The organism is Pseudovibrio sp. JE062 (assembly GCF_000156235.1).
GTDB lineage: Bacteria > Pseudomonadota > Alphaproteobacteria > Rhizobiales > Stappiaceae > Pseudovibrio.
Window position 1 is genome coordinate 168450 of record NZ_DS996808.1, and the last position, 26181, is coordinate 194630.

The following is a 26181-nucleotide window of genomic DNA, read 5'->3' on the forward strand; positions in this document are numbered from 1 at the left end:
GATTAAATGCTCATTTTCAAATATTTGTTCTGAACGTCATCGCACCAGTTGCCAACGTTCCAGTTGCCATAAGCGCCCATGCCGCCAATCGGGTTTTCGCCGTGATAAACTGGCACATGAACCACGCTGAGGCCTTTATGCGCTCTGGCTTTCTCAAGAGCTTCACCCAGATCTTCCGCGCTGTGACCGCCGGAGATCGCCTGCACACCCTCGACCGCATTGGCCATGGCGATGTAATCGACAGCCACGCCGTCATTGGTGCGGTAGTCGTTGCCGTATTGGGCGAGCTGAAGGTGGCTAATGGCGGCCATGCGACGGTTGTCGAAGATGATGACCGTGCCATGCACGCCATGCTCCACGCCATCAATCAGCACCTGCGGGTTCATCATGAAGGAGCCATCTCCGGTGAAGGCGACAGAGTATCTGCCCTCCTCTGCGACACCGCCTGCAATGAGAGCTGAGACGGCAAAGCCCATGTAGGAGGCGCCGGTTTCTGTGATGGTTTCACCAACACGGTCGTCTTCCACCACCTGAAAGCCATTGGCCTGCACATCGCCTGCATCAAAGAACTTGATGGCATCGTGCTTTTTGCAAAAGTCTGCTGCTGCTTTGATGGCCTGAGGCTGGGTCATCACACCGCGATGCCAGACCGGGTCGTCAATCGCGCCTGCGGCGTAGCGGTCTGATTTGAAGGCAGTCCACTCGCCCTTCTTGGCAGCACAGTCTTTTAGCCACTCAGCTTTGTTGCTGACACCGCCTTTGGAGAGCTCTGAGAGCAGCAGTTTCACCACTTCGCCAATGTCGCCGTTCAAAGCCGTGGTGTGGGCATAATGCTGCACATCCACCGGGTCGGCGTTGATGTTGATGACGTGTTTGGCTTTGGGCCAGCCCATGCCGGAGCAGTCACTCTGACATACGGCGCGCGAACCGATGGCAACCAGAAGATCAGCTTCCTGCATGGCATAGTTGCCGCTGATGGACCCTTTGGAGCCACCCACATGCATGTTCTGGGGGTGGGAATCTGGCAGGATGCCCAGTGAGCCCGGAGCTTCCACCACCACTGCACCAGATGCTTCAGCCAATGCACGAACTTCTGACGCAAAGGGGCGAGAACCTCCCCCTGCTTTGATGGCGACTTTACTCGTGGACTTCAGCAGTTCCACGGCTTCCAGCAGATTATGGTCTGCTGCAGGAATGGTCGGCTCATAAGTAGGAATAGTCGGCAGGCTGTCCAGCCGGATATCCAGTTTCTGAGGCTGCGTGTTGAGCGGCAGGTTCAGGTAGAACGGGGCTGCTTTGAATGGATGATAGACGCAGCTGGCCCCCATACGCAGAGCATTGCGCAGAGCTTCCGGCGTGTGCAGCGTGTAGGCTTGTGACATAGCCGAGGTGATCTGCTGGAACAGACCCTGCTGCGGCTTTGGCACTTGCTGCATGTTGTAGCCTTCGCCATAGGTCGTCTCATCACCATAGATGTGATAGAGGCCGATGCCGTTGGAGGCAGCTGCCAGAGAACCTGCCATAGCCTGCAAAGCGCCGGGGCCGATGGAAGTCACCACCGCGCACACCTCGCCATAAACCCAGCGCAGCGCTGTGCCGGCATGGGCCATCTCGACCTCATTGCGAAATTGCCATGTGCGCACGAGACCTGCATCCTCATAGATGCGCAGCACCTCTCCCAGCTCTGTGGAGCCGTGGCCGAAGATTGCCAGATACTTGGTAACGCCTTGCCGCATCAGGCCCAGAACCAGCGCTTCAGAGAGCGTCATGGTCACCTGCTCAGCAAAATGACCTGCAGCGATGGCAGCTTCCAGTCCGCCTTGGGCTTGAAGCCACCTGGCGCGCTCCTGCATGCTGCCCGGAACAGATAAAGACATCTCTGTACTCCCGCTGCTTAGAAGCTGATTGTCTGGCCTGTGCGTGCAGATTCTTCTGCCGCCAGCGCAAAGCTTAAGACATCACGGCCCTGCCGCGCTGTTAGAATGGGGTCGCCGCCCTCGGTGATTGCATCAAGGTAATGGCGTGTGGAGTTGACGAAGCTCTGCTCCCAGCCCGCATAGATATCGCGGTACTCGGTGACGTTGCCTTCGCGGTAATGCACCAGTGGTGCCGGATCTCCAATGGAGCCATGGCCGCAGTTGATCCAGAGGACGCCTCGCGTTCCGGTGATCTCAACCCGGTCATCCTGTGCGTAATGCTTGGTCGCGATCTCCAGCTCAGGGGAGTAAACAACTTCCAGATTGCCGATCTTGTTGCCCGGGAAGCGGAAAGAGACCATGGACGGAGCGTCCAGATAGATGCCTTTGAACACTTCGGTCTGGCCGATAAAGGCGTGTACGTCAGACGGCATGCCCATAAAGTGCCAGGCAAGGGCGAACTTGTGATGACCGTCATCAAACACCAGCGGACCACCGCCAGCCATGTCTTTCATCTGCCGCCACGCATTGGCTGCTGCTGGCACCTTCCAGGCGGTTTTACTTTTGCCCGGATTGGATTTGATGCGGATGGAAATCGGGTCTCCAATCGCGCCTGCATCCACCAGCTCTTTGGCTTTTAGGACAGGAGGATGAAAGATGAAGTTTTCGAAGATCTTGAAAGGGCGATCATAGCCGTCAACGGCCTCTACCAGCGTGTTGGCCTCTTCCATGTTCATGCACATGGGCTTTTGCAGAGAGACCATTTTGCCAGCGTTGATCGCGTCCAGCGCGGCTTGCAAATGCAAATGGTGTGGCAGCAGAATCTCGACCAGATCGATATCCGGTCGCGCCAGAATCTCTTTGTAGTCGTCACTGATGATCGGGTCATCAATCCCCCATGCCTCTGCCTGAGACTGGGCCTGCTTTACGTTTTGATCACACAAGGCAACAATATTGCCTTTCGGGTTCTGCTTATACTCAATGGCATGCAAATCCGAAATACGACCTGTGCCCAGAATGGCAACGCGAACCGGCTGGTTCCCCATCCCTTACTCCCTCATAAAACACATTTTCTCGACAAGCGCACCGAGCTCCTCAAATCGCTTGTCATTAATTCGAACTGTCGGTCCTGACACGCCGATCGCGGCGATCATCACCCCATGCTCATCAAAAACCGGTCCCGCCACGCAGCGGATGCCGGAGGTAAATTCTTCGTCGTCAATCGCGTATCCGCGATCTCTGCTTTTGGATATTTCGGCTGCCAGTGCCTTATGGTCGGTCAGGGTCGCAGGGGTGAACTGCTTCAGCTCCTGCTTTGCCTCTGCATCACCAAAGGCCAGAAAGGCCTTGCCAAGGGCGGTGCAGTGCAGTGGGCCAAGAGAGCCAATGGGGTGGTCGACCTTGAGCGGAAGCTCAGAATCGATTTTATCCACATACCAGACCTGCGAACTGGCCAGAACAGCCATATGCGAGCACTCTCCCGTCTCGCGTGTGAGCTGTTTCAGGACAGGTTGCCACTGCTGCCGTGTTGCGACAATTGCCTCCGCCGTCGGCCCAGATCCTTGGGAACTGGTCATTTTTTCGCTTGCTGCGTAGCGTCGGTCAGTCCCTTGCGTAGCGTAACCGCATGCAACCAAAGTACGCAGAATATGCGTCGCATTGGACTTGTCGACACCAAGGTAACTCGCGATATCCGTAAGCCGCAAAGGTTTAGCCTGCTCAACAAGGTAGTCGAGCGTCTGAAGTCCACGGGATAGCGATTGTAAAAGGCGCAACGTCAATCTCCACTAACACGCTGGAATAAGTTGAAATATGGACAACTAATTACACAAAGTTAAACATAGGGCAACAAAATTCCTGCGTCTGGCTTCAGAATTGACACAGGTTTTACAGGAGCGCAAGAGGCCGTATACGTATTTTGTACAAAATAAGCTTGACATTTTGCGAAATGCGCGGCGAAATGGGACGTATATTCAGTTTTGTTGCGCATAGGGCAACTTATTGATGAAATGATTTTGTAAAACATATGAAAACTCTTGGGAGGGGATTGAAATATGAATAAGCGCAGAAGGCAACTTTTGCTTGCTGCGGTGCTTGCGCCTGTTATGGCGACAGCATCCATGGTTCCATCATTCGCAGCAGACGAAGTCACCATTTCTCACTACTTCACCGGTGAGCTGGGCCAGAAAGGCCTGAAAGAGATTTTGGATGGCTTTAAAGCCAAGTCCGGCATCACTGTGAAAGACAGCCCAATCGGTCACGAAGACTTCAAAACCGGCATTCTGGTGCGTGCGGCGGGCAACGCACTGCCAGATGTCTTCTCTTACTGGGCTGGTGCGCGCACGCAGTTCGTCATTGATGCAGGTGACCTGCGCCCAATCGACGGCATGTGGGACAAGGCTGGTCTGGACAACGTGGTTGCCAAGTCTGTTGCGGACGGTGCAACCAAGTATGATGGCAAGCGTTATCTGGTGCCATTCGGCTACCACTACTCCGGTCTGTTCTTTAACAAAGCTGTTATGGAAAAGGCTGGCATCACGGAAGCTCCTAAAACATGGGAAGAGTTCCTCGCAGCCTGTGAGAAGCTGAAGGCAAACGGCGTGACCCCTATCGCGCTGGGTTCCAAGAACCGCTGGCCTGCACAGTTCTGGTTTGACTATCTGATCCTTCGTACCGCGGGCCCTGACTACCGCGCGAAGCTCATGAACGGCACAGCCTCTTATGTCGATCCTGAAGTGAAGAAGGCGATGGAACTCTGGAAGAGCATGGTCGACAAAGGCTACTTTGTTGAAAATGCGAACGCAGACAGCTGGACAGATGCCTCTGACAAGGTTGCTCGCGGTGATGCAGCTATGACCCTGATGGGCACATGGATCACCGGCTACTGGAACTCCATCGGTCTGAAGCCGGGTGAAGACTATGACTTCTACCCATTCCCGGAAGTGACAGCTGGTGTGCCTAATGCTGTGGTTGGTCCGGTTGACGGTCTGGTGATCTCCGCAAACGCGAAGAACCCTGAGGGTGCTGAGCAGCTGCTTGAGTATCTGGTGTCTGATCCGGAAGCGCAGGCCAAGTGGGCCAACATTCAGGGCGCTCTGTCTGCCAACGTGAATGTTGCAAAATCCAACTACAATGCTGTGATGCTCAAAGCGCTCGATACCATCGATGCAGCGCAGACCTTCGCGTTCAACTATGACCTGTCCACGCCTCCACCAGTGGCGGAAGTTGGCTTGTCCATGTTCGCTCGCTTCATGGATGACCCATCCAACGTGGATACCATTCTGGATGAAACTCACGCCAGCGCTGCAAGCGCCTTTGCCGAGTAAGCATTGCAATCCAAACAGAGCCGGCCGCAACAGAGTTGCGGTCGGCTTGCCTCTATAACATCGAGCATATCGCTGGTCTTGCAGCAGGATATGCGCACATCTGAGGCAGGCTTTTTCTGAGACGGGTATGAATCAAAGCAACACATTCTGGCGCGTTGCCCTTTTGGCGCTCCCCCTCAGCGTATTCGCGCTGATCATCATCTGGCCGCTCCTAAGCTCGTTCTATTACGGCTTTACCAACTGGAACGGTTTCAGTGACACCTATGATTTCGTTGGCTTTGAGAATTTCGGGAAGCTGTTTTCCGATCGCCTCTTCATGTCTGCGGCAATAAATACGATTATCTGGATGGCCATCGCGGTGGTGCTTCCAACGGTTCTTGGCCTTTCGCTGGCGCTGCTCATCGACAGCCATGTGCCCGGTGGCCCGATCTTCAAAACCATCTTCTATCTGCCAATTTGCTTGTCTGCCGTGGTGGTTGGTCAGGTCTGGGTCTGGATCTACCAGCCGGACTGGGGGCTTCTAAACACTATCATCGAGTACGTCACCAACGACCGTTTCAACTACGCATGGCTGGCGAAACCAGACAGCGCGCTTTACTCGGTCATCGCAGCCTGGTCCTGGCAGGCAACCGGTCTGTCCATGGTGATCTATCTTGCGGGCCTGACGGCTATCCCCGGTGATCTGCTGGAAGTGTGTGAGCTGGAAGGCGCAACCACATGGCAGCGCATTCGCCACGTCATCCTCCCCTTGCTGACACCAGCCACCGTGGTGGTCGTTGCGCTGAGCGTGATCAACTCGCTGAAGGGCTTTGACATTCTGTACATCATGACAGGCGGCGGGCCGTTCAACAGCTCCGATACGCTGGCCATGCATATGTATAACGAGAGCTTCAAGAAGTACCTGATGGGCTATGGCAGCGCCATTTCCGTCGTGCTGTTCCTCGTCGCGCTGACCATCATTCGCCTCTATTTCAAACAGCTTAAAAAGGTGGACGAGATCTATGGCTGATACGGCTACTCTGGGCAGCACCAGCGGCGATTATGTTGCGCCGAAGCGGTTCAATCCGTGGCCTGTTGTCATCTTCATCTGCCTGTTTACGCTGGCAATCCTGTTTCTTGCGCCAACCTTCGGCGTGCTGCTCTCTTCTGTCAAAACAACGCGGGATATCGCACTCGGGGATCTTTGGGCGATCCCAAGCAGCATGTACTGGGGCAACTATGTTGAGGTGCTGAGCAATCCGGCAGTGCATGGTTACATGCTCAACACCTTCCTCGTGGCAGCACCGGCAACGGCGTTTTCCATCGCGCTTGGTGTGCTGGCGGGGTACGTGTTCGCCAAGCTTCCGTTCAAGGGCAGTGATCTGGTGTTTCTGCTGGTGGTGTCGGGCATGTTCTTCCCGCCGCAGGTGATCCTGATCCCGCTGTTCCGTCTATTCAACCTGATGGGGCTGATCGATACGCTGTGGCCGATGATCATCGTGCACACTGCGCTGGGTATCCCGATCTGTACCCTGCTGATGCGCAACTTCTTTGCCACCGTGCCGAACCCGCTGCGCGAGGCGGCTATTCTGGAAGGTGCCAGCGAATGGCAGGTGCTGACCAAGATTGCGCTGCCTATCAGCCTGCCAGCCATTGCGGTGCTGGCGACGCTTCAATTCACCTGGATCTGGAACGATTTCCTCTGGCCGCTGATCTTCACCCAGTCGGATGAGAAACGCACCATCATGCTGGGACTCGTGTTCATGAAGGGCCAATACTCCGTTGCCTGGGGCATTCAGGGCGCCATGTCGCTGATCGCCAGCCTGCCAACGCTGATCGTATTCCTGTTCTTCCAGCGCTACTTCATCAAAGGCATGACCATGGGTGCCGTGAAAGGATAATCGGGGACATTATGAGTAGTTTGTCACTGAAAAACATCAAGAAGTCATACGGCCAACATGAGGTCATCCATGGGGTGGATCTTGAGGTCGAAAAGGGTGAGTTCATCGTTTTCGTCGGCCCGTCCGGCTGCGGTAAGTCCACCATGCTGCGCATGATCTCCGGTCTGGAGGAAGTCACGTCCGGCCAGATCAGCATTGCGGACAAGGATGTAACCCGCGCCCATCCGTCCAAACGTGAAATTGCGATGGTGTTCCAGTCCTACGCGCTGTTTCCGCATATGAGCGTTGCGGATAACATCAGCTTTGGCCTGCGCCTTGGCAAAACGCCAAAGGATGAGGTGAAGCGCCGCGTAAATGAAGTGGCCGACACGCTGCAGATCACGCACCTGCTGGAGCGCTTCCCGCGTCAGCTTTCTGGTGGTCAGCGTCAGCGCGTGGCTATTGGCCGTGCGATTATCCGTAATCCGCAGGTGTTCCTGTTCGATGAGCCGCTCTCCAATCTGGACGCCGCCCTGCGTGTACAGATGCGTTTGGAGATCGCCCGCCTGCACAAGCGTCTTGGTGCGACGATCATCTACGTGACCCACGACCAGACCGAGGCAATGACCCTTGCGGACCGGATTGTGGTGTTCAACCACGGTGTGATCGAGCAGGTTGGCCGACCGATTGATCTGTATGAGCGGCCAGCCAACAAGTTTGTGGCCGGGTTCCTCGGGGCTCCATCTATGAACTTCATCGGAGCAACTGCACAGCAAGGTGCAATCCAACTGGATGGCTTCAACATCACCGATGCACAGAAGGCCCATGCCAATGGGGCGATCACGCTCGGCATTCGTCCGGAGCACATGCGTATCTCTGACACAGATGCCTGCGACTTTTCCGCAAAGGTGGAACTGGTTGAAGAGTTGGGATCAGAGTCCCTCGCCTACCTGCAAACCAGCTTCTCCTCTGATCCGCTGACCATGCGGGTGGACCACTCCATCACTGTGCGTGAAGGGGATATGTTGCCGGTTTCAGTCAACCGCGAGTTCCTGCATGTGTTCGAGGAAGGTGGGGCGTCCCTGTAAAGCAGGGCAGCTAACCCCCGCCGATGAGCACGCCTGCGGCAAACACCAGTGAGCCGCCAAGGACAACCTGAAACGTCGCCCGCAAGAGCGGCGTTTCCATGTATTTGCTCTGTATCCACGCGATGGCACAGAGCTCGACAGCCACGACAAAGAACGCGATGGACGTGGCTATCCAGAACTCGCTGATGAGATAGGGGATGGTGTGCCCCAGCCCGCCAATGGCCGTCATCACCCCGGAGGCCAACCCGCGCAGTGTGGGGGGGCCGCGCCCAGAGATCTGCCCGTCATCAGAGACTGCTTCCGTAAAGCCCATGGAAATCCCTGCCCCGATTGAGGCGGCAAGGCCGACCAGAAATGTGGTCCATGTGTTGCCCGTTGCAAAGGCGGTGGCGAACACGGGGGCGAGCGTGGAGACCGAGCCATCCATCAATCCGGCGAGACCCGGCTGAATGAGCGTCAGCACCAGTTTGCGGTGTGCCGTTTCATCCTCGCTCTCCGCTTCCGTCTCCATGTGTGATTGAGTCAAGAACCGGGCTTTGTCCTGATGGCTTGCTTCAACAGCTGCCAAATCTCCCAGCAAGCGCCGGGTGTCTGCATCCGTGCTTCTCTTCTCCGCGTTCTCGTAGAAGGTCCGTGAGGCGGTCTCCATGTTTTCAGAGATGTGACGGATCTGGTCGAGGGTCAGATGAGCTGAAAGCCACGTGGGTTTGCGGGCGTAAAAGCCAGAGACATGCTCGCGGCGGATCAGCGGGATGGTGTCACCGAAGCGTTTCTGATGCAGTTCGATTAAGGAGATGCGGTGCTGGTCTTCTTCATTCGCCATTTCTGAGAAAATGGCGGCTGTACCCGGATAGTCTTCATGCAGTCTGGCAGCGAAGCCGCGGTAGATGCGGGCGTCATCTTCTTCTGAGGAGATGGCAAGGGCAAGAACCTGCTGTTCGCTCAGATCAGAAAATCGCATGCGTGACGTCAGATACAACATCCGTGATGGTCCAGTTGTTCCGGTTTCGGCAGATCCTAAGCAGGTTTCATTGCAAACAGGCAGTTTCAGCCCCTCAAATAAGAGGCAAATTTGAGGGGGCTGGCCACTGAGTTCAGGAGAATTGGGCAATGCGTCTGTGATTGCGCTATCAGCGGATGTGATTGATGTTTTTGGGAAAATGTGATCGCCTAATCGGATCTAAATGAAGATCTTGATCGCATTTGAGCAGAGCGGTTTAATCAGTCTTAACTTATTATACTAAAGTCGATTACGTGCCTTAAAATAAACGGATAGGAGGAGCACAACTTTATTAGCCAATAACAAAACTTAGTTAGCAGGAGACGTGTCATGCCTGTAAATAAGTTGAATGCTGAACAACACGATTGGGCCAAGGCTGTTTACCAAAACATGCATTGGAACTTCCCCGAGGAAGAAGGGGATGAAACCAATCTGACAGCGCAAGCCTCAAACGAGCAGGCCAACGGCGTGAATGGCACTCATGACCAGCGCAATGGCACTGCTGAACCGGATTTGAGCGACTATGTCGTCGTCGACACTCCTCCTCCAGAACGACAAAATGGCTCCAAGCCTAGTCCTGTCCATGCTGTCTTTGAGGAAATTGGCCTCCCACAATCCGAAACACTTCGCGAGCAACTGGGTCGATTACGTGACTTCCAGCAGAAGAGGGAAGCCTTCTTAAAAGATCCGCTTGCCACAGCTTATGCTGACCCTGCAGCTGCCAAATGGGAGCATCATGTGAAAGATGTTCTGGGTATGCCTCAGGAAAAAGCTGATGAAATGGTCAAGCAGCAGTTCACTCGTGATCTGAAGAAAGACCTTAAGGATGAATCCCGGAGTGTCACCAAGGAGATCTTTGACTCTCAGGCTGATGATCCTCGCTTCACAGAGTTCCTGCAAAATGCAGCTAACTCCAATCCTAAACAACTGACTCCAGCACACCGCGAAATGCTGGTGTTCATGAGTCAGAACATGGTCAAGCTCGGCAACTCCCTCGTGAAAGACGTCAATGAACTGTATCGCCAGCACGCCTTCGGTAAGGCCATGAGCGATACCATCGACAATGCGAAGGAAAATGCCGTTTCTGACAGTGAACGACAAAAGCTGGAAGAAATAGAACAGGAAGTTATTGAGTACCGCATGGCTGTTGCACGGCAGCTGGGTATGGCCCTGAACACCACCAATGATGTGCAGTCCGCCATCAGCTTTGGCGAAACCGTCAACTCCGCCGTTGATGAACTCGCCGAACAGAACGACCGTGCACTGAACGCCGCTTCCGGCCTTGCAAAGATGGCAAGAAACATGGTCAACGACCACCTCGCCCAGACAAACAGTCCTCGCAAGACCATGAAGTGGGTTGAAACTCAGCCATGGGCAAAGCTGGTTGATATCGACATCACCACCAAGGGTGACTACTTCAACATTGAAGCCGAGCTGCGCGACAACAGCCCGCAGAACGAAGACACGGATGGTCTTGATATCGACGAAAACACCGATCTGGCACAGCGGAACCTTTCAAAAGAAAAGCTCATGTACAATCCAGAGCTCATCTTCAACGGTTTGCGCTCACCGGAAATGATGGCCGCCCTGACCAGCAAGGCCACAGGTGAAGCCAGCAATGACGATATTCCATTTGTAGAAAAGCCTAGTGATCTGGCAATGAACTGGGGTGAAACCCTTGCTCGCGCACAGGAAGGTGGCAGGGACATCAGCGATCAGCTGCCTGATTATATGACTTTGAAGCAAGTGCGCTATCACGACATCAAGAAGGGCTTCTTCTCAAACACCGATACCGTGAAGACCGCTTGGGTGGTTGAACAGAAACCAACTTCCGACACAGTTGCGGAAGTGAACCTGATCAACAATCTGCCACGAGCCATCGCGGGTGATCTTGGAGATCTGGCATTGAACATGTCCGATCTGCGGGAAGACCAGACGAAGAAGAATGATGAGATTCAGGACAAGCGGAGCCATCTGGATGACTTCCTCAGCTCCAAGGGTGATGGCCTGCTGCAAAGCTATGGTAATGCGCATGATGCAATCAGCAGCTTGCAAGACCACGCAATGCAGGAAGTCATGGCCAAGATGAGCAATGGCACAAGCATCCGCAAGATCCTGAAATGGGCAAAGGAACAACCTTGGTCAGCCATGTTCCGTGTTGAAATCACGCCAATGGAAGGCGGCAAGAAGGATCAATACAACGTGGTCGTCAAGGAAGTTGAACATGGCACCACGGAAGCAAACAGTGTTGTGCTGAACGAGCCAACAGAACGAGACAAGGAAAACGCCGGTAACATCGCAGATGAAGAAGATCAGGCCTTTGGTGAAGACCTGCATGGTTTGAGTGGTGCGCTGAAGGCTCTGCTGAACCCATCCGTCTATAAACAGCTGATCTCCAAACCTACCGGTGAAAACAGCGACGGAATGCCAGTCGTTGAAGAACCCACCAAGTTGGCACGGGATTGGGCGGAGCTTATTCAAAAGTCTGCCGGCCCCGGTGCAAGCTTGCCGGACTATCTGGAACTTCGCCAAGTGAAGTACCGTGTCCGCTCCTTCCTGCCTTGGAAGAGAAACAAGCTGGAAGCTTGTTGGGTTCTGGAATTCAAGCCTACGGCTTTTAAACAAGCCGCTTAACAGAGCTTCCCATGCTCTGACCTTATAAACCTTCCTTATCTAATGGCTGGGCTCTGCGGTTTACCGCAGGGCCCTTTTACATGCTGGTCTGCAGTGCAATCCAAAGCGGCAGGCTGATGCAGGACAGTAAGGTGGACTGGGCAATCAGCGTTGCCGGTTGGCGGCAATCAGCACCAAAGGCAGCGGCCAGCACGTGGGCGGCTGAAGCGGTGGGCAAAGCTGCGAACAACACCAGCACGGATGCCTGTTCTTTTGGAATGGCAAAGCTGTGCACCACAAACCAGGCAATGCAAGGCAAGGCCAGCAGTTTGATCGAGTTCAGCCCGCCGGTATAGATATCCAGCTTCATCAGTCCCTGCCAATCAAGTGTTGCTCCAATCGCCAACAATGCTAGGGGGATGGCAGCCAGAGCCAGTTGATTGAGACCTTCCGAAAGGACTGAGGGAAGTGGATACCCACTCAAGCCCACCGCAACACCGCCAAGGGCGGCCAGAAAGAATGGATTGAGAGCCACCTTTCCAACCGCCTTGCGCAGACCAAGACCTTTGCCCATGGAAAGAGCTGTTACAGCCATCAGGTTTGCCATTGGCACCGCAAAACCAATGGCAATGGCCATCAGGGAAGCGCTGTCCGCGTCCAACGCGTTGATGGCCACAAACCCGATTGCTGTGTTGAACCGCCATGCGGTTTGCCAGCCAGCGGCAAAATCCAGAAACCGATCCGGACCAAACGGGCGCAGCATCCACCCCAACAACAGCCCGACACCCAAAATACCCCAAACGCCCAATCCGATGATGGCTGCATCATCAAGATTGATGGGCCGGGCCGCCGCTGCTGAAAACATCAGTGCGGGAAACAGCAGCTGAAAGTTCAGCGTATCAATGCCACGCCACACTGTCTGATCCAGACGTTTGCCAAACACACCGCCCAAAGCCAGCAAGCCCAGACTTGGCAGCAATGCCATCGCGATCCCCATACGTTCTCTCCTCACGGTTTGGCTGGTCTTTCCTGTCGCTATGTCTTAGTCTAATGAGAATAGATAAGATAATAAGCAGAGCTTATAATGTGTGATGGCGGCCTATGACCAAACCTGACGGACCCAACAATTTCGCAACCCGCCTGCCGGAACTGGCCGTGCGTGCCCTGCCTCTGGTGCAGGCCGTTGGCTCTGTCACCAAAACGGCGCATCGGTTGGGTGTCAGTCAGTCCGCGGTGAGCCAGTCTATCGCGGAACTGGAGAAGCGGCTTGGGGTGAAGGTGCTGCGTCGCGGGGCACAGCCGGTGCAGCTGACGGATGAAGGCGATCTGATCGTTCAATATGCTTTGAGCGTGCAAGCGGCAGAAGAAAACGCACTGGCCCGCATCAATGACCTGCGGCAGAACAAAGGAGGCCGCGTTCGCATCGGTTCCTCCGGCCCTTCCGCCTCTACACGTCTGCTGCCAGATGTAATGAAACGCTTCTCCCGCCTTTATCCCGGCATCGCGCTGGAACTGCGAGAGGCGCAGGATCAGGAGATCATCGCCGCGCTGCGTCGTGGAGAGGTGGATGTGGCTGTGGTGCCGGGTCTGGATGGTGATGAAGAGTTCGAGAGCATACCGATCGCCTGTGACCGGCTTGTCGGCATTGTTGCCCGTGATATGGATTTGCCACCTGAGATGACCGCTGAGGACTTTCAGCGCCAGCCCTTTATTATGACCAAGGGTGGCAGTGAGCCTCTGGTGCGTAAATGGTTCAGCCGCTCAGACACAGAACCGCGCGTGGATCACTCCATTCAGCAGATCACATCCATTCTGGCTATCGTCCGGTCCGGCCTTGCCTCTTCCATCATTGCTGAACTAGCACTGCCTGAGCATCTGGAAGGTGTGATGGCCCTGCCTCTTGATCCCCCTGCCCCGCGCAGTCTCTTTCTAACCCGCCTGCCAACGACCCCCACCAACAGCGCCGTCACCCGCTTCTGGGATTTTGCGGAAAATGAGATCTACCAGGAAGAATAATCTTCCTTCCCTTAACGGAATACGCGGATACCCTTATCTTAGTTAATGAGAATGTGCTCATAAATTACAAAAAGGGGGATGAATTTTGCGTTTTTGTACCGGCTGGTCGGTTGAAATCGATATTTTCTTCCCGTTAGGCGGGAATTTTTCACCAAAAATTTTCGTGATTACCATAGGTAACCCACTATCTCACGCAATAAGTCATTGATATATAGCAAAAAACTTTGAAATAGTTCTATTGTACATGTATTCCCTATGCATGCTGAGGATGTAAGCTAAATCATAATAAAAATCATGGTGGGAGGCTAACCATGGAAACAATGACGAATATCCTAGGCGAAATTAATTCTATCGTTTGGGGCCCTGTGATGCTTATAGCCATTCTCGGGGTTGGACTTTTCCTCCAGATCGGACTCAAACTAATGCCCATCTTTAAGTTGGGCACGGGCTTTAGCCTGCTCTGGAAAGGTCGACAAGGCGCAGGTGGTGGCGAAATCAGCCCCTTCAACGCGCTGATGACTTCTCTTTCAGCAACAATCGGGACCGGTAACATCGCAGGCGTAGCGACTGCAGTGTTCCTCGGCGGACCTGGCGCACTCTTCTGGATGTGGATGACCGCTCTTGTGGGCATGGCCACTAAATATGCAGAAGCCGTTTGTGCGGTGAAATACCGTGAGCGTGACAACGCTGGCAACTATGTCGGCGGTCCGATGTACTACATCAAAAACGGTCTTGGCCGTAAGTGGTACTGGCTTGCTCCAACCTTTGCCGCGTTTGGCGCAGTTGCTGCGTTCGGCATCGGCAACGGCGTACAGGCCAACAGTGTTGCGAACGTTCTGAATGAAAACTTCGCTATTCCGGCACAGGCAACCGCAGTTATTCTGATGGTGCTGACCGCTGCAGTTATTCTGGGAGGGGTAACTCGCATTGGTAACGTTGCTGGTAAGCTGGTTCCATTCATGGCTGTTGCTTACATCACCGCTGGTCTGGTTGTTCTGATCCTGAACATCGATTCCATCGGTTCTGCTCTGCAGCTGGTCTTCGCTCAGGCATTCACCTCAACTGCTGCTGAAGGTGGCTTTGCTGGTGCTGCTGTGTGGGCGGCTATCCGCTTTGGTGTTGCCCGCGGCGTCTTCTCCAACGAAGCTGGTCTGGGTTCTGCACCAATCGCTCACGCGGTTGCTGAAACCAAGAGCCCTGTAAACCAGGGTCTGATCGCGATGCTCGGCACGTTCATCGACACCATCATCGTATGTACCATCACTGGTCTTGCGATTGTGGCATCCGGCGTGTGGACTTCTGGTTCCTCCGGTGCAGCGCTCACCTCTCTGGCGTTTGAGACGTCCCTACCGGGCGTTGGTGGTTATATCATCGCGATCTCACTTTCCGTGTTCGCGTTCACTACCATCCTGGGCTGGAGCTTCTACGGTGAGAAGTGCATTGGCTTCTTCTTCGGCCCTCGTGCTCTGAAGCCATACCGCATCCTCTGGGTTGCTGCGATCTACTTCGGTGCGACTGCAGAGCTCAGCTTCATCTGGCTGCTGGCTGACACGCTCAACGCAATGATGGCTATTCCAAACCTCATCGCGCTGGCTCTTCTCAGCCCTGTTGTCTTCAAGCTGACCAAGGAGTTCTTCTCCGAAGACGGCGAACCAGAAGGCGCAGAAGAAGCACCTGCTGAATAACAGAAAACACAGTTTTCAAGAAAATGGCCCGGTTCATCACCGGGCCATTTTTGTATGTGCAGCTGGATGTGCTGCTGCATGATAATTGTGCGCTCAGGCTAACCCGCCATGTTTTCCGAGCATTCCTGTTGTGGTGGTTTTGGAATGCCAATAGGATCAGAAACAGCTTTTGTTATGGAGCGGCTAAGTCGCAGAGTTACTGTAGTGGGGGCATTCATGAAAACAGCAGTGGTCTTTGACTGTGAGTTCCTGACATCCGAAGGGGCTCAGCGTAGATTCTGGTGCGGTCCGTTTGATCCTGACCCGGTCATCGCCCAGATCGGAGCGGTAAAATTATCGCTCGAAGGCAGCTTTGAACTCATTGATACGATCAAGGTCCATATCAATCCAGTTGATCGCTATGGCGACAGCTACAAGCTTGATCCGTTCTTCAGCAAACTCACGGGCATCACACAAGAGATGATTGATAGCGAAGGCATTTCACTGCAGGAGGTCAACGAACAGCTGAACGCGTTTGCTGATGGCGCCACGCTCTGGTCTTGGGGCAAAGATGAGCTGAACATGATGGCAATCAGCTGCTATATTGCTGGTATCCAGCCTTCCATACCCGCTCATCAGTTCGACAACGCCTGCAAGCTCATGCTCGCGGCAGGTATGCCCTACGAGGACATCAAACGGACGCGCAGTAATGACCTCGCTGATTACTTCGAGCTGGAACATCCTCCCTTAAGAGGACATGATGCCTTGGACGATGCTCTCTCCGTCGCCTACGTCATTCAGCACCTTCTGAGGAACAAGCGACTTTCGCCGGCTGAATTCGAGCGCGGTGGCGTTGAACTGGAAGGTTTGGCTTAGGTGAGGTGTGATCCCTGCCTATCCTTAAAGCAGGGACCAGGTAGGTTCTACTTCCACCACGAGTCTGGGGACGTGTAGGCGTCGTAGGTGTTGTTGTTTCGCTCCCATTGGTACTGGGCGGAATCGTAGGCAGACATGGACTCCAGCTTGGCGTCCGGATTGGTTTTCCGCGCATCAAACAGGTCTTCATGAGCTTTTGTGAGCAGGCTGACGACCGGGTCATCAGAGAAAAGATCACTTTCCTTGCCATTTGAAAGCCGTTTGTAATTGGCCTGTGCGCTCGCCTTGTTGACGGCCCACTCGAAGGCTGCTTTCTCTTCCTCTGAGCTTTCCTTTTCAAGATACTCCAAAAGCGACAAGTAATTGTCAGCTGTTGGCTCGGCATCAGGATCGCTCTTGTTGAGGGCTTGATCCAACTGCTCTTCCATCACGAGCTCAGCTGCTTTGATCTCTTCCTTAGAGAAGTAGCCGTTATCGTTGCTGGCGATCTGAAAGAGCGTAGCCCGATCGAACTTCAGATCGTCAAAGATCTCTTTGCGAAACGCCTCGATGTCGTCCTTGTATTTGGCAGAGGTGGTGTCCAGATCGCCGTAGCGCTCGGTTAGTTTCGCCCGTGCATCAACAGCGTTGTCCGGCATGGACGTCACGTCCACCTTGGTAGAATTCTTTTCTGAATCGTCATCCTGCGGTTGCGCGATTTGTGTCGCACGCGCTGCGAAAGATGTGGTGCCGTTGCTGACAAACTTGGCGACGCTGTAATTGGAAATGCTGTAGGAGGACCCACCTCCACCGAAAATACTCACAATCACTATCCTTTAAAAATCAATTGGCGTGATGCTAGCCGCCGAAACCTGCGCAGCGCTTGCTGTTGAGGTAGGTGGTATCACCTGATTTCAGTTGTGAGTGTGGTGTGTTCTGACAGGCCTAATCTGCTATCTCGAAAACTTCGCCGGAGTTCAGGTCTTTGATCATATCAATCGCCTCTCCGCTCCAGTGGTAACTGAAGTGACGCGCCTGAACAGGAGCCTCAATCACATCCGGATAAAAGGCTGCGATACACATGCCGCCTTCATCACGCACGCTGGGGTAGAGAATGCCGTCGCCGCCATCCTCCAGCAGCTTGCGGGCAAAGTTTTGGGAGGCGGAGTAATCATCGGGATGCAGAAGCACATCAAAGCGGGGATCTGTTACGTCCGCGAGTTTTGCATCCACACTGCCAATCAGCTCACGCATCTGCGCAATCCAACCGGGAGCCTCCTGAGTGGCTGCATAAAAGTTTCCGGTGTGGTGGACTGTCTCAAAAAGCGCCGTTTCAAAGGACTTGGCTGCGTAAAACGCGCCATAGGTGCCATCATGAAAGCGCCCTGCTCTGTCTGGAGAAGCATGGGTGAATGGAGCCATCAGGTAGGATGCGCCAGTTCCACTCACGCGGCGCTCAACAGGCACAAGATCCAGATTGCCAATGGTCACTGCAAGGCGCGGGTTTGTGCGACTTTCAGCTGCGGCCAGCAACTCCCAGTCTGCTGGAACAGCAATGTCTTCAAACAAATCTATGGGTGGGTAAGCCGAGTTGACCAGACGATAATATTGGGGCCAACTGACATGTGTTTCTGGAGCTTTCAGGTCCGTCTCCACCAGAGTTAACGTGGTCACCAGTTGCCTCGCTGCGCATCAAGATATCTGCGCACGCGCATCAAATCAGTCAATTGCCCGCCCAGCATAATCTCAAGAGCAGTTTTTCCGCCAAAATCCGTGTTAGGCCGCTTCACCCAGCCATATCCGCGGTTCGGATCGCTGAACAACAAACGCAGAGCTTTATGAATGCCGAGAAGGTTGGAAAGGCGCGCGGCAAGGTCAACACTCACACGGCCATAATGCTTGGTCTTCCAGCGTTGATAGGTGCGCTTGGCAATGTCGCCCAGCAACAAGGTGGCTTGCTCATCTGTCAACTGCCAGCGATCAAACAAGTTGATCACGGCCCGCTGCATGGCATGGACCTCTTCCTCCGTGAACTTAGGCCCCCCAGGCGCCAAAGGCTGCTCAATCTTCCGAAGACTAGGCATCGTCCCTCTCATCCAACCAACAAAACACTGAAAGTGCCATATGGCATTATATTATGATTATCATGCCAAATGTCAAGGTTTTGAGCGTGTTTTCGCGCGAATGACGATCTGCGACAAAACCCTGAGTGGCATATTATTCAAGTACATCCTACTATACGCAAGATCTAATATAAGCGTGGATGACCAAGCGTCCGCCTTGATGTGTGACGCCTGCGACTATAATTATCGATAAAAATACGAATAATTACAGTTGGGGTGGGGCCGTGACTTATAAATCTCGCAGTTTGAGCAGTGTTTCCGTATGCGCGCTCGTTTTAAGCAGTGTTTTGGTCGTACCAGCCGCGGCGCAGACGGTGAATATTACCGTACCCAACAGCGCTCCAAATGATGCATCTCTGGATACTCAGGTCATCACAGGGCCGCTTTCTAACTACTCTGGGGAACTACAGGTCGAAGTCGTTGGTGGTGAAGCCTCCGGTGCAGGAGCGACAGCGGAAATAACAATACGCGGTATTCGCTACGATATCACTGGAGACAATACCGGCAATATCTCAGTTGATGTCAGCGGCGGAAGTGCGGATAGCAGTACCAGTACAAATTCAGGTGCAACCGCTGCGATTACAATTGATGGTGTTGAAGGCACTCTGGAAAAGGACAATCTCGGAGCAATTTCTGTCAAAGGCATCAGTCAAAACGCCGTCTCATCGGGCACTGGCAAAGCCAGTGTAAAGGTGAACGTGAAGGCCATTGATGACCGACTGATGGGCGACAATCTGGGGACACTCTCCAGTTTTGCTCAGGCGGGTACTGCAACAGCTCTTGGCAGCGGCAATGCAGATGCAAGCGTCGAAGGCTTTGGAACTTACCTTGATGTTGAGGGCGACAATGTCGGTACCATCAAGGCAGAAGGCTACGCCGGAACTGCGAAAACGGGCACAGGCATCGCCTACGCAGATGCTGACATCACGGGCATTGACGAAGATCTGGAAGGCGAGAACAAGGGCCTGATCGACATTATTTCAAAAGGTGGGCAGGCAACCTCTGAGAGCGCAGGAAATGTTGATGTATATGCCCTGGCCATTGGTGTGAAAGGGTATGCGGACGCGAACAGCGGTTCCATTCTTGTTCTTGCCGACAACAGAAATGCCAGTGCGATCACAGAAAGTGGAGAAGCCAAGGCAGCGGCTGATGCCTATGGTCTTTATGGAGACCTTCAGATAAGCAATACCGGTTTGATTGATGTGGTCGCAAGAGCTGGCCTGTCAAAGACGGATGGCAGTGCCACTGCAAACTCTAAGGCGCTGGCAGTCGGTGTGAATGGTTCCGTCGATGCGAATAGCGGTTCTATTCTTATCGATGTTGATAACCGAACTGCAACAGCAACCTCAACAGGTGGCGAAGCCAATGCGGCAGCTGATGCCTTTGGCGTTCAGGGAAACCTACAGGCTGAGAATACGGGCCGGATAAGTGTGTATTCGAGCGCCGGTCAGTCAGAGACTGTTGGCAACGGAACCGCAAATTCCGCAACACTTGCAGCTGGTGTGAAGGGTTACATTGATGCGAACAGTGGCCTCATTTTTGTGCGGGCTGCCGGAGAAGGTGCAAAAGCAACTTCGGAAAATGGATATGGCAATGCATCTGCGATCGCGTCCGGCACAAAAGCTAACCTGAATGGCGATAATTCGGGTGAGATTGATGTAATCGCTCGTGCCGGAACCGCTTCTGGTCTTCGTACGAATGCGAACGCAACTGCGTTTGGCGTTGAAAACACGCTCCAAGGCACCAACTCAGGTGTCATCCGTATTGAAGCGCTTGCCGGAACTGCAGAGAGTGATGGAACCACCGGCGACGGGGCTGATGCAATTGCCAGTGCTGTGGGCGTCAATAATTACATAAGAGGCAGCAATAGTGGCACTGTATATGCACGCGGCGTTGCCGGAAAAGCAACGGCTGAAGGGGCGCTTTCAGCTGAGGCCACGGCAAATGTGTATGCCGTCAACAATGGGGTGGAAGGAGAGAACTCAGGCTCTCTGATTGCCCTTGGATATGGTGGCACAGCAGAAGCGAAAGGGAGCGGAAACGCATCTGCACATACCCGCGTCATGGGTCTCTTTGGCCGCCTGGATGGCTCGAACACAGGAACAGTTTTCGCTGAGACACGAGGCGGAACCGCAATAGCGCAGGGTTCAGGCAGTGCCAGTGCTTCAGCAGAGGCTATCGGTGTCTATCTTGGCATCAGAGATACTGGCGCAGGTGAACAGCCCGATAATCTGGGTGTTGTCAGGGCACTCGGTACTGGTGGAACCGCGAGTTCTGTTGGTGGCCCAGCTTATGGCTACGCAGATGTAACGGGTCTTGATGGCTCGCTTGGCGGTGAGAATAAGGGCCTGATAGAAGCGCAAGCGATTGGGACATCAGCAACAACGCAAGCGAATAAGACCGCCAATGCAGAAGGCCTTGCTCTCGGGATCAAAGGAGATGCCGAAGTAAACAGCGGAACCATTTTTGTGCGTGCCACTGGCGGTAAAGCTGAGAGCGGTGATGCTGCTCAAGCCAATGGTGGCGCACGTGCTTTCGGTATCGGCTATGTCGAAGGCACAACGCGCTACGGCATCGAAGGTGATTTTACCAACTCAAACCTCATTGATGTAAAGGCGGTTGCTGGCACTGCAAACGGTGTTCAGGACAAAGCCATTGCATATGGTGTGGTGCTCAAGGGTGACGCAACGCTCGACAATAGCGGGTTGATCCTGGCATCTGCGACCGGAGGTGCGGGGTCTGAAGCCTATCAGGTCCATGCTGGAACCAATGCGTTGACTGTGACTTCCTACGGTATTCTCTTCCAGGACGATATGGAGGAAAGCTTCGGCGGTACCATTCAAGCTGATGATCCGGCCAGTGTAACGTTCGACAGTGCCACACTTCACGTTCATCACTCCAACAGCACAAAGGTCAATGAGGCCTATGTAGTGCCGGATCTCGTGGCCGGTAAGGATGTTCAGCAGTTCACCACGCTCAATGCAGATGGCATTGTTGGCTATGGCTGGAGTGCTGAAGCGGTGGAGAGCAGCTGGAACACCAAGGATCAGCAGATCATCTTCAGATACGCGCCGAAGGTCTCCAGCCCGCAGCTGGTTGCGCAGCAGCAGCGCGGTGTGATTGATGCGACGCAGCGCGTTGGGGCGCAGTTGCTGAATGATCTGATGCTTGGGCAGGAATCTGCTGAGAGCGAAGGTCTGCTGCTTTCCTATGACGTGCAGCCGACATCAGACGCGGCAAAAGCTGTTGCGGATATGGCAGATGTGAAACAGCCGGTTGAGCAGTACGGCGTGTTCTACGCTGCCCCACTACATCTTTACCAGAGCAACGGTTTTGAGGAGCTTGGTTACTCCGCCCACACAACTGGCGTTTTGACAGGCTATTACCGTGTTGTTTCTTCTGAACTGATTATCGGTGCCAGCGCTTTTTATGGTCACAGCGCGCTGGAGTTTGATGGTGTTTATGATCAGGCCAAGGAGAGCGTGAACACCTATGGGGTTGGTGTTCAGGGTGCGTACCGCATGGATGATGTGCTCTTCAGTGGGCAGAGCACCTTCTATCACACCAGTAACACCTACAAGGACAGCTCTGTTCAAGCCAAAGAAAGCTACACCAGTCAGAACCTGCTGACCCGCGTCGCGGCACAATACATCTGGGAGTATGGCAACAACACCTTCACGCCGGAACTTGGCCTGAGCCATCTCTGGCACTCCCGTTGGGCATTCTCGGTTGACAATCAGAATGCACTGGATGTTCGCTATGATGCGGTCAGCAATCACCAGTTCTCTGTGGATGCGTCCCTTGGCTGGACGGGCACCTATGAGCTCGAAGAAGGTGAGTTGAAGGCCAATGTGCGCGCTGGTCTGCGTCAGATCCTCGGCGATGGCGGCTTTGAAGATATTCTGCGGTCCGGCGCTAACGGCGTCGCTTATGTGACAAACGATAGTGATCAGACACTGGCCCGCGTTTCAGCCTCACTGGACTACACCAAAGGTAACTTCGGAGCATCTGTTGGCGTGCTCGGCGAGTACGGCGAAAATACAACTGACACAGCCTTCTTCGGCCGCATGTCCTACAAGTTCTGATCGCCCACAATCAAAAGCATGCTGGAGCTTGGCTTGGGGCTCCAGCATGCGGCTGGGGAAAGGCTAAACGCGACTGCCCGGGCCTGTTCCGCCAGCGGTGTGGTCCGGCTATGAAAGCCTACCGGTTTAGTGCGAGTGCTCGGATGGTTTGGTCAGGTGCACGCCGGGGGCTGGACGTTTCAGGTCGTGGCTGTTCTGGCCTTCGGCTGGGAGTTCGACCCACGCGTTCTCGCCATCAGCGCATTCCTGCGTGGTTTTGAAGTAGAGCGTTTGGCCGGGAGCTAGCGTTTTGTGCAGCTTGCCGCGGAAGACGAACTCGTCGTAGTGCTCGTGCTGCAGGGTGCCGCTCCAGGTGATCTGCTTGACGCCTTCCTTGAGAGTTCTGCCGTAGTATTCGTAGCTCTTTGCATAGGGGCCGGTTTGGGTTTCCAGCTTCCATCCGGCTTTGGGCATTGGTTTGACGGAAACCACACCTTCAGGGATCTCAACGCGTACCTTGAGTGTTGGCTGGCCATCACAGCCATGACCAATGCGGATCACGCCCTTATAGGTGCTGCCGACCTCCGCCTCTTTCTGTTCCAGCGTTGCGTGCGCAAAAGCGCCGGAGGAAGCTGCGATCATGGTGAGTGAGAGGAGCGATAAACTAAGCTTTTTCATAGAGTTACTTTCGGTGTGAATGGTGGGATCTGACAGAAAACGGCACAGGAAGGCTCAGGCACGCAGTCCTCAGTCAGAACAACTGCGCGCTGTTTGCTTCTTGCGAAGGGGGAACCGTCAGAAGCTAATCAATTGTTTTTATTGGCTCTCAGCTTCGGCTTATGTCTTTGAGGCGACGTATTTGGCTCCTTTGCGGCCTGTGGCGAGGTAAAGCGGTAGTGAGGGAGAAAACAGGTACTTGCCGAAGAGTGCCATGAGTTTGCCAGCCTTTTCAGGTGAGCCCACGTTGAACACGGGATTGGGCGCAAATTGCAGCACCTGCTGTTCAATGTGGTGGGCGACGTCCTTGCCATAGACATCCTGCACCGCTCTCAAGGCCACCTCATAGGAGCCGATGGCCGGGCCTGCGCTGTAGAACTTGCCGTCATAGGCCACTTCGGTGCCGCTGGATCTGGCGCCCAGCTTATCCAGCAGCGGGGTGTGGTGATAGTTGGAGGTGGCCGTTCTGCCGTTCAGCAGACCAGCGGTGGCATAAACCAATGTGCCTGCACACACGGAGATCATGCCCTTCGCATTTGGCTCCTGCCGACGGACAAAATCCAATAACTGCTTATCTTTCAGCAGAAACGGTTGTGTAGCGCCCATGATGACAAAATCAACTTGCGGGCAGTCTTCAAAGCTGGTGGTTGGCACCACCTTTGGGCCAAGAAGACATTGCACCGGTGTTTTATCATGGGAGACCACATGAAGCGTTGAGTTGGGGAACGCACTCAGCACCTCCACCGCCCCCAGGAAGTCTGGCAAATAACATCCTGAGGGCAGTGCCATTGCGATGGTTGGAGCATCGCAATCTGCCAGATCCACCAGCCTGCTTGGCGTGTGGGCGGTGTACTGGCAGTGGGGATCGTATTCCAGGGTCAGCTCTGCAAATCTGGCAAAGCGGGTGCCACGCAGTTTCTCCAGCACCATGAACGCGGCTTCGATCATGCCAGTGGAGTGGCCTGCGGTGTGGAACTTGCCGTCCACCACGGCTCTGCGTTCAAACACCGGCTTTGCGCCGTATTCTGCCAGCAGTGCAGTGCCATGATCATCCGCTGTTGCTGCTTTGCCCTCCAACACATCCGCCTTGGCAAGGGCAACGACACCACCGCTGGACGCCACAACGTGCGAAATACGCGCGCACTGCTCCGCCAGAAATGTTTGGAAGGCCGGATCATCCTGAGCAGCTCTCGGAATATCCGGAATGACCAGAACATCCAGCGGCGTGCGATCCTGAAAGTCAGCGTTCGGCACAAAGGTCAGGCCATGCTGACCGGTTACTGGTGTTGTGGTGGCGCCGATGATAACGGGGCGATTGAGCGGATTGATACCCAGAACGGCCTGCATCTCGCCAAGCTCGGATTCGTTGAAGCCGGGCATAGCAACATAACCGATACGATAGCGTTTCATGGGTACTCTCCTTTTCCTTCGGTCGGGCGAACCCATCCAAAGATTCTTGTCACTCAATTTTGACAAGTTATATAAAAAATGTAAAAAGAGTCAAATGGCATCGATGATCAACTACAAGCCCGTGGTCGAGCTGCTCAGCCACTACGGGATTCAGAAAGCGACCATGGGTAATCTGGCAGAGGCTGTCGGGTGCACACGGCAGACGCTGTACAATCGGTTCAAGACCAAGGACCGGGTGCGCGACTGGGCGCTGCTGGAGTATATGACCGAGGTGAATGAGACCGCGATTGCCGTGTTGGATAACGCGCCTGCAGACACCGCACTGGATGCAATTCTGGAAGCGTTTGAGCGCTGGGGTGGTGATCACGTGGCCATGGTGCGCAGCTCACCCCATGGTGTCGACATTCTGGAAGGCGGCATGCAGCTGATCGCCTCCAAGACAGAAACGCCCATCGATCGCTTCGAGCAACGCTTAGAAAAATTCATCGAAAGCAGACATCTCTCACCTACTCCGGCGGAGACAACCATGGTGTTGGTGATGGCCGCCAAAGGGGTATTTGTCTCCTGCGCGGACGCGAAAGACTACTCGGGAAAAATGGAGGCGGTGGTCAAAGCTCTGCTCGGAGCAGTACAGACCGTGTGAGCAGGGTTCGTTTTGCATAGGAACGCACGAAAAACCAAAAGAACGCAAAGCAACGCACATTTCAACGCAAACAGAAGCCGCAAACTTTATGCCCCTCCTGAAAGCGGCATGAAAAAAAGCCGATGCAGAGCATAAGTCTGCACCGGCTTTGCGTCTGTGTAGGTCTGCCGGGTTAGCGCAGGCGAGCCAGAACGGCGTTGGCAGCAGCTTCTGATGATGCCGGATTCTGACCGGAGATGAGATTGCCATCTTCCAGAATGAAGGAACCCCAATCCGGACCTTTCTCGTAGAGCGCACCTTTTTCCTGCAAGGCATCTTCCACCAGCAGCGGCACAACATCAGTCAGCTGAACGGCATCTTCTTCTGTGTTGGAGAATCCAGTGACCTTTTTGCCCTTCACCAGAGCGGAGCCATCCGCAGCCTTTGCGTTGACCAGAGCAGCGGAGGCATGACAGACGACGCCAACTGGCTTGTCCGCAGAGTTCAGCTGTTCAATCAATGAGATAGAAGCTGCGTTGTCCACCAGATCCCAAAGAGGACCGTGGCCGCCTGGATAGAACACGGCATCAAATGCATCCGCAGAGACGCTCTCCAGCTTAACCGTGTTTGCAAGCGCTTCATTGGCGGCGCTGTCTGCTTTGAAGCGGTCGGTAGCCGGTGTCTGGAAGTCTGGCAGGTCGCTTTTGGGATCCAGCGGGGGCTGGCCACCGGCAGGTGATGCCAGAGTGATTGTCGCGCCAGCGTCTTTGAAGACGTAATAAGGTGCCGCGAGTTCTTCCAGCCAGAAGCCGGTCTTCTCGCCTGTGTTGCCCAGCTTGTCGTGGGATGTGAGGACCATTAGCACGTTCATTGTGATCTACCTTTCAGCAGGCATAGGGGGAGTGATC

Annotated in this window: 21 protein-coding genes; 10 read left to right on the plus strand and 11 right to left on the minus strand. The window is 54.3% G+C overall.

The features are described 5' to 3' along the window. Positions 1–2: 2 nt before the first annotated feature. From PJE062_RS10765 to PJE062_RS10775, 3 genes are read right to left on the minus strand one after another with little or no spacing between them, the layout of a single operon-like run. A complete protein-coding gene (locus PJE062_RS10765) occupies positions 3–1877 on the minus strand; it encodes a thiamine pyrophosphate-binding protein (protein WP_008548992.1) in 1875 nt (624 codons plus the stop codon). A 17-nt stretch (positions 1878–1894) separates the two neighbouring features. Next, positions 1895–2962 carry a Gfo/Idh/MocA family protein gene (locus tag PJE062_RS10770; protein ID WP_008549464.1) on the minus strand — a complete coding sequence of 356 codons (1068 nt, stop codon included), beginning with the start codon at positions 2960–2962 and terminating at the stop codon, positions 1895–1897. A gap of 3 nt (positions 2963–2965) precedes the next feature. Beyond that, positions 2966–3691 carry an IclR family transcriptional regulator gene (locus PJE062_RS10775; RefSeq protein ID WP_037036624.1) on the minus strand — a complete coding sequence of 242 codons (726 nt, stop codon included), beginning with the start codon at positions 3689–3691 and terminating at the stop codon, positions 2966–2968. Between the two features lie 279 nt (positions 3692–3970). On the opposite strand from PJE062_RS10775, the gene PJE062_RS10780 reads away from it, so the two are divergent. From PJE062_RS10780 to PJE062_RS10795, 4 genes are all read left to right on the plus strand, one after another. Beyond that, positions 3971–5242 (plus strand): ABC transporter substrate-binding protein, encoded by a 1272-nt coding sequence (locus PJE062_RS10780; protein WP_037036625.1) that lies wholly within the window; start codon positions 3971–3973, stop codon positions 5240–5242. A 127-nt stretch (positions 5243–5369) separates the two neighbouring features. Continuing rightward, positions 5370–6251, plus strand: a complete 882-nt coding sequence (locus PJE062_RS10785; RefSeq protein ID WP_008548929.1) for a carbohydrate ABC transporter permease — start codon at positions 5370–5372, stop codon at positions 6249–6251. Next, complete coding sequence (locus PJE062_RS10790; RefSeq protein ID WP_008548945.1) at positions 6244–7122, plus strand: carbohydrate ABC transporter permease; 879 nt, start codon at positions 6244–6246, stop codon at positions 7120–7122. Before PJE062_RS10785 ends, PJE062_RS10790 begins: the two co-directional genes overlap by 8 nt. Before the next feature lie 11 nt (positions 7123–7133). After that, positions 7134–8189, plus strand: coding sequence for an ABC transporter ATP-binding protein (locus PJE062_RS10795; RefSeq protein ID WP_037036626.1), 1056 nt, complete (start codon positions 7134–7136; stop codon positions 8187–8189). Positions 8190–8199: 10 nt separating this feature from the next. Here the strand turns inward: PJE062_RS10795 and mbfA are convergent, their stop codons facing one another. After that, positions 8200–9150 carry an iron exporter MbfA gene (mbfA, locus tag PJE062_RS10800; protein ID WP_008549342.1) on the minus strand — a complete coding sequence of 317 codons (951 nt, stop codon included), beginning with the start codon at positions 9148–9150 and terminating at the stop codon, positions 8200–8202. 369 nt (positions 9151–9519) lie between these two features. Here mbfA and PJE062_RS10805 point away from each other — a divergent pair, with 369 nt between their 5' ends. Continuing rightward, positions 9520–11823 (plus strand): hypothetical protein, encoded by a 2304-nt coding sequence (locus PJE062_RS10805; RefSeq protein WP_008549225.1) that lies wholly within the window; start codon positions 9520–9522, stop codon positions 11821–11823. Between the two features lie 76 nt (positions 11824–11899). Here PJE062_RS10805 and PJE062_RS10810 read toward each other — a convergent pair whose 3' ends face one another. After that, complete coding sequence (locus PJE062_RS10810; protein ID WP_008549095.1) at positions 11900–12799, minus strand: AEC family transporter; 900 nt, start codon at positions 12797–12799, stop codon at positions 11900–11902. 104 nt (positions 12800–12903) lie between these two features. Between PJE062_RS10810 and PJE062_RS10815 the strand changes: the two genes are divergently transcribed. The 3 genes from PJE062_RS10815 to PJE062_RS10825 all read left to right on the plus strand — a co-directional run bounded on the left by PJE062_RS10815 (position 12904) and on the right by PJE062_RS10825 (position 16358). Beyond that, a complete protein-coding gene (locus PJE062_RS10815; protein WP_008549311.1) occupies positions 12904–13818 on the plus strand; it encodes a LysR family transcriptional regulator in 915 nt (304 codons plus the stop codon). Between the two features lie 368 nt (positions 13819–14186). After that, positions 14187–15503, plus strand: a complete 1317-nt coding sequence (locus tag PJE062_RS10820; protein WP_247643120.1) for a sodium:alanine symporter family protein — start codon at positions 14187–14189, stop codon at positions 15501–15503. 216 nt (positions 15504–15719) lie between these two features. Next, entirely contained in the window at positions 15720–16358 is a 639-nt protein-coding gene (locus PJE062_RS10825; protein ID WP_037036629.1) for a 3'-5' exonuclease, read from the plus strand. A 47-nt stretch (positions 16359–16405) separates the two neighbouring features. Here the strand turns inward: PJE062_RS10825 and PJE062_RS10830 are convergent, their stop codons facing one another. From PJE062_RS10830 to PJE062_RS10840, 3 genes are all read right to left on the minus strand, one after another. Further along, positions 16406–17161 (minus strand): hypothetical protein, encoded by a 756-nt coding sequence (locus PJE062_RS10830; RefSeq protein WP_008549372.1) that lies wholly within the window; start codon positions 17159–17161, stop codon positions 16406–16408. 121 nt (positions 17162–17282) lie between these two features. Beyond that, on the minus strand, positions 17283–18011 hold the full coding sequence (locus tag PJE062_RS10835; RefSeq protein ID WP_008549387.1) for an RES family NAD+ phosphorylase: 729 nt from the start codon (positions 18009–18011) through the stop codon (positions 17283–17285). After that, complete coding sequence (locus tag PJE062_RS10840) at positions 18008–18346, minus strand: MbcA/ParS/Xre antitoxin family protein (protein ID WP_008548976.1); 339 nt, start codon at positions 18344–18346, stop codon at positions 18008–18010. The genes PJE062_RS10835 and PJE062_RS10840 overlap by 4 nt, the downstream gene beginning before the upstream one ends. A 338-nt stretch (positions 18347–18684) precedes the next feature. Between PJE062_RS10840 and PJE062_RS10850 the strand changes: the two genes are divergently transcribed. Then, a complete protein-coding gene (locus PJE062_RS10850; RefSeq protein WP_208982255.1) occupies positions 18685–22545 on the plus strand; it encodes an autotransporter domain-containing protein in 3861 nt (1286 codons plus the stop codon). Positions 22546–22671: 126 nt separating this feature from the next. Here the strand turns inward: PJE062_RS10850 and PJE062_RS10855 are convergent, their stop codons facing one another. Then, positions 22672–23202 carry a YcnI family protein gene (locus PJE062_RS10855; RefSeq protein ID WP_008549289.1) on the minus strand — a complete coding sequence of 177 codons (531 nt, stop codon included), beginning with the start codon at positions 23200–23202 and terminating at the stop codon, positions 22672–22674. Between the two features lie 159 nt (positions 23203–23361). After that, a complete protein-coding gene (locus PJE062_RS10860; protein WP_008548933.1) occupies positions 23362–24651 on the minus strand; it encodes a DJ-1/PfpI family protein in 1290 nt (429 codons plus the stop codon). A 103-nt stretch (positions 24652–24754) separates the two neighbouring features. Here PJE062_RS10860 and PJE062_RS10865 point away from each other — a divergent pair, with 103 nt between their 5' ends. Next, positions 24755–25294: a TetR/AcrR family transcriptional regulator gene (locus tag PJE062_RS10865; protein WP_008549381.1), complete on the plus strand. Its 540-nt coding sequence runs from the start codon at positions 24755–24757 to the stop codon at positions 25292–25294. Between the two features lie 172 nt (positions 25295–25466). On the opposite strand, the gene PJE062_RS10870 is transcribed toward PJE062_RS10865, so the two are convergent. Then, positions 25467–26144: a type 1 glutamine amidotransferase domain-containing protein gene (locus PJE062_RS10870; protein ID WP_008549033.1), complete on the minus strand. Its 678-nt coding sequence runs from the start codon at positions 26142–26144 to the stop codon at positions 25467–25469. Positions 26145–26181: the final 37 nt, after the last annotated feature.

Bases quoted from the DNA above. Each gene is read 5' to 3' on its own strand.
- mbfA (WP_008549342.1), bottom strand. From the start codon at position 9,150: ATGCGATTTTCTGATCTGAGCGAACAGCAGGTTCTTGCCCTTGCCATC.
- PJE062_RS10765 (WP_008548992.1), bottom strand. From the start codon at position 1,877: ATGTCTTTATCTGTTCCGGGCAGCATGCAGGAGCGCGCCAGGTGGCTT.
- PJE062_RS10840 (WP_008548976.1), bottom strand. From the start codon at position 18,346: ATGCAGCGGGCCGTGATCAACTTGTTTGATCGCTGGCAGTTGACAGAT.
- PJE062_RS10770 (WP_008549464.1), bottom strand. From the start codon at position 2,962: ATGGGGAACCAGCCGGTTCGCGTTGCCATTCTGGGCACAGGTCGTATT.
- PJE062_RS10855 (WP_008549289.1), bottom strand. From the start codon at position 23,202: ATGAAAAAGCTTAGTTTATCGCTCCTCTCACTCACCATGATCGCAGCT.
- PJE062_RS10860 (WP_008548933.1), bottom strand. From the start codon at position 24,651: ATGAAACGCTATCGTATCGGTTATGTTGCTATGCCCGGCTTCAACGAA.
- PJE062_RS10805 (WP_008549225.1), top strand. From the start codon at position 9,520: ATGCCTGTAAATAAGTTGAATGCTGAACAACACGATTGGGCCAAGGCT.
- PJE062_RS10795 (WP_037036626.1), top strand. From the start codon at position 7,134: ATGAGTAGTTTGTCACTGAAAAACATCAAGAAGTCATACGGCCAACAT.
- PJE062_RS10790 (WP_008548945.1), top strand. From the start codon at position 6,244: ATGGCTGATACGGCTACTCTGGGCAGCACCAGCGGCGATTATGTTGCG.
- PJE062_RS10870 (WP_008549033.1), bottom strand. From the start codon at position 26,144: ATGAACGTGCTAATGGTCCTCACATCCCACGACAAGCTGGGCAACACA.
- PJE062_RS10825 (WP_037036629.1), top strand. From the start codon at position 15,720: ATGAAAACAGCAGTGGTCTTTGACTGTGAGTTCCTGACATCCGAAGGG.
- PJE062_RS10785 (WP_008548929.1), top strand. From the start codon at position 5,370: ATGAATCAAAGCAACACATTCTGGCGCGTTGCCCTTTTGGCGCTCCCC.
- PJE062_RS10865 (WP_008549381.1), top strand. From the start codon at position 24,755: ATGATCAACTACAAGCCCGTGGTCGAGCTGCTCAGCCACTACGGGATT.
- PJE062_RS10810 (WP_008549095.1), bottom strand. From the start codon at position 12,799: ATGGGGATCGCGATGGCATTGCTGCCAAGTCTGGGCTTGCTGGCTTTG.
- PJE062_RS10820 (WP_247643120.1), top strand. From the start codon at position 14,187: ATGCTTATAGCCATTCTCGGGGTTGGACTTTTCCTCCAGATCGGACTC.
- PJE062_RS10780 (WP_037036625.1), top strand. From the start codon at position 3,971: ATGAATAAGCGCAGAAGGCAACTTTTGCTTGCTGCGGTGCTTGCGCCT.
- PJE062_RS10815 (WP_008549311.1), top strand. From the start codon at position 12,904: ATGACCAAACCTGACGGACCCAACAATTTCGCAACCCGCCTGCCGGAA.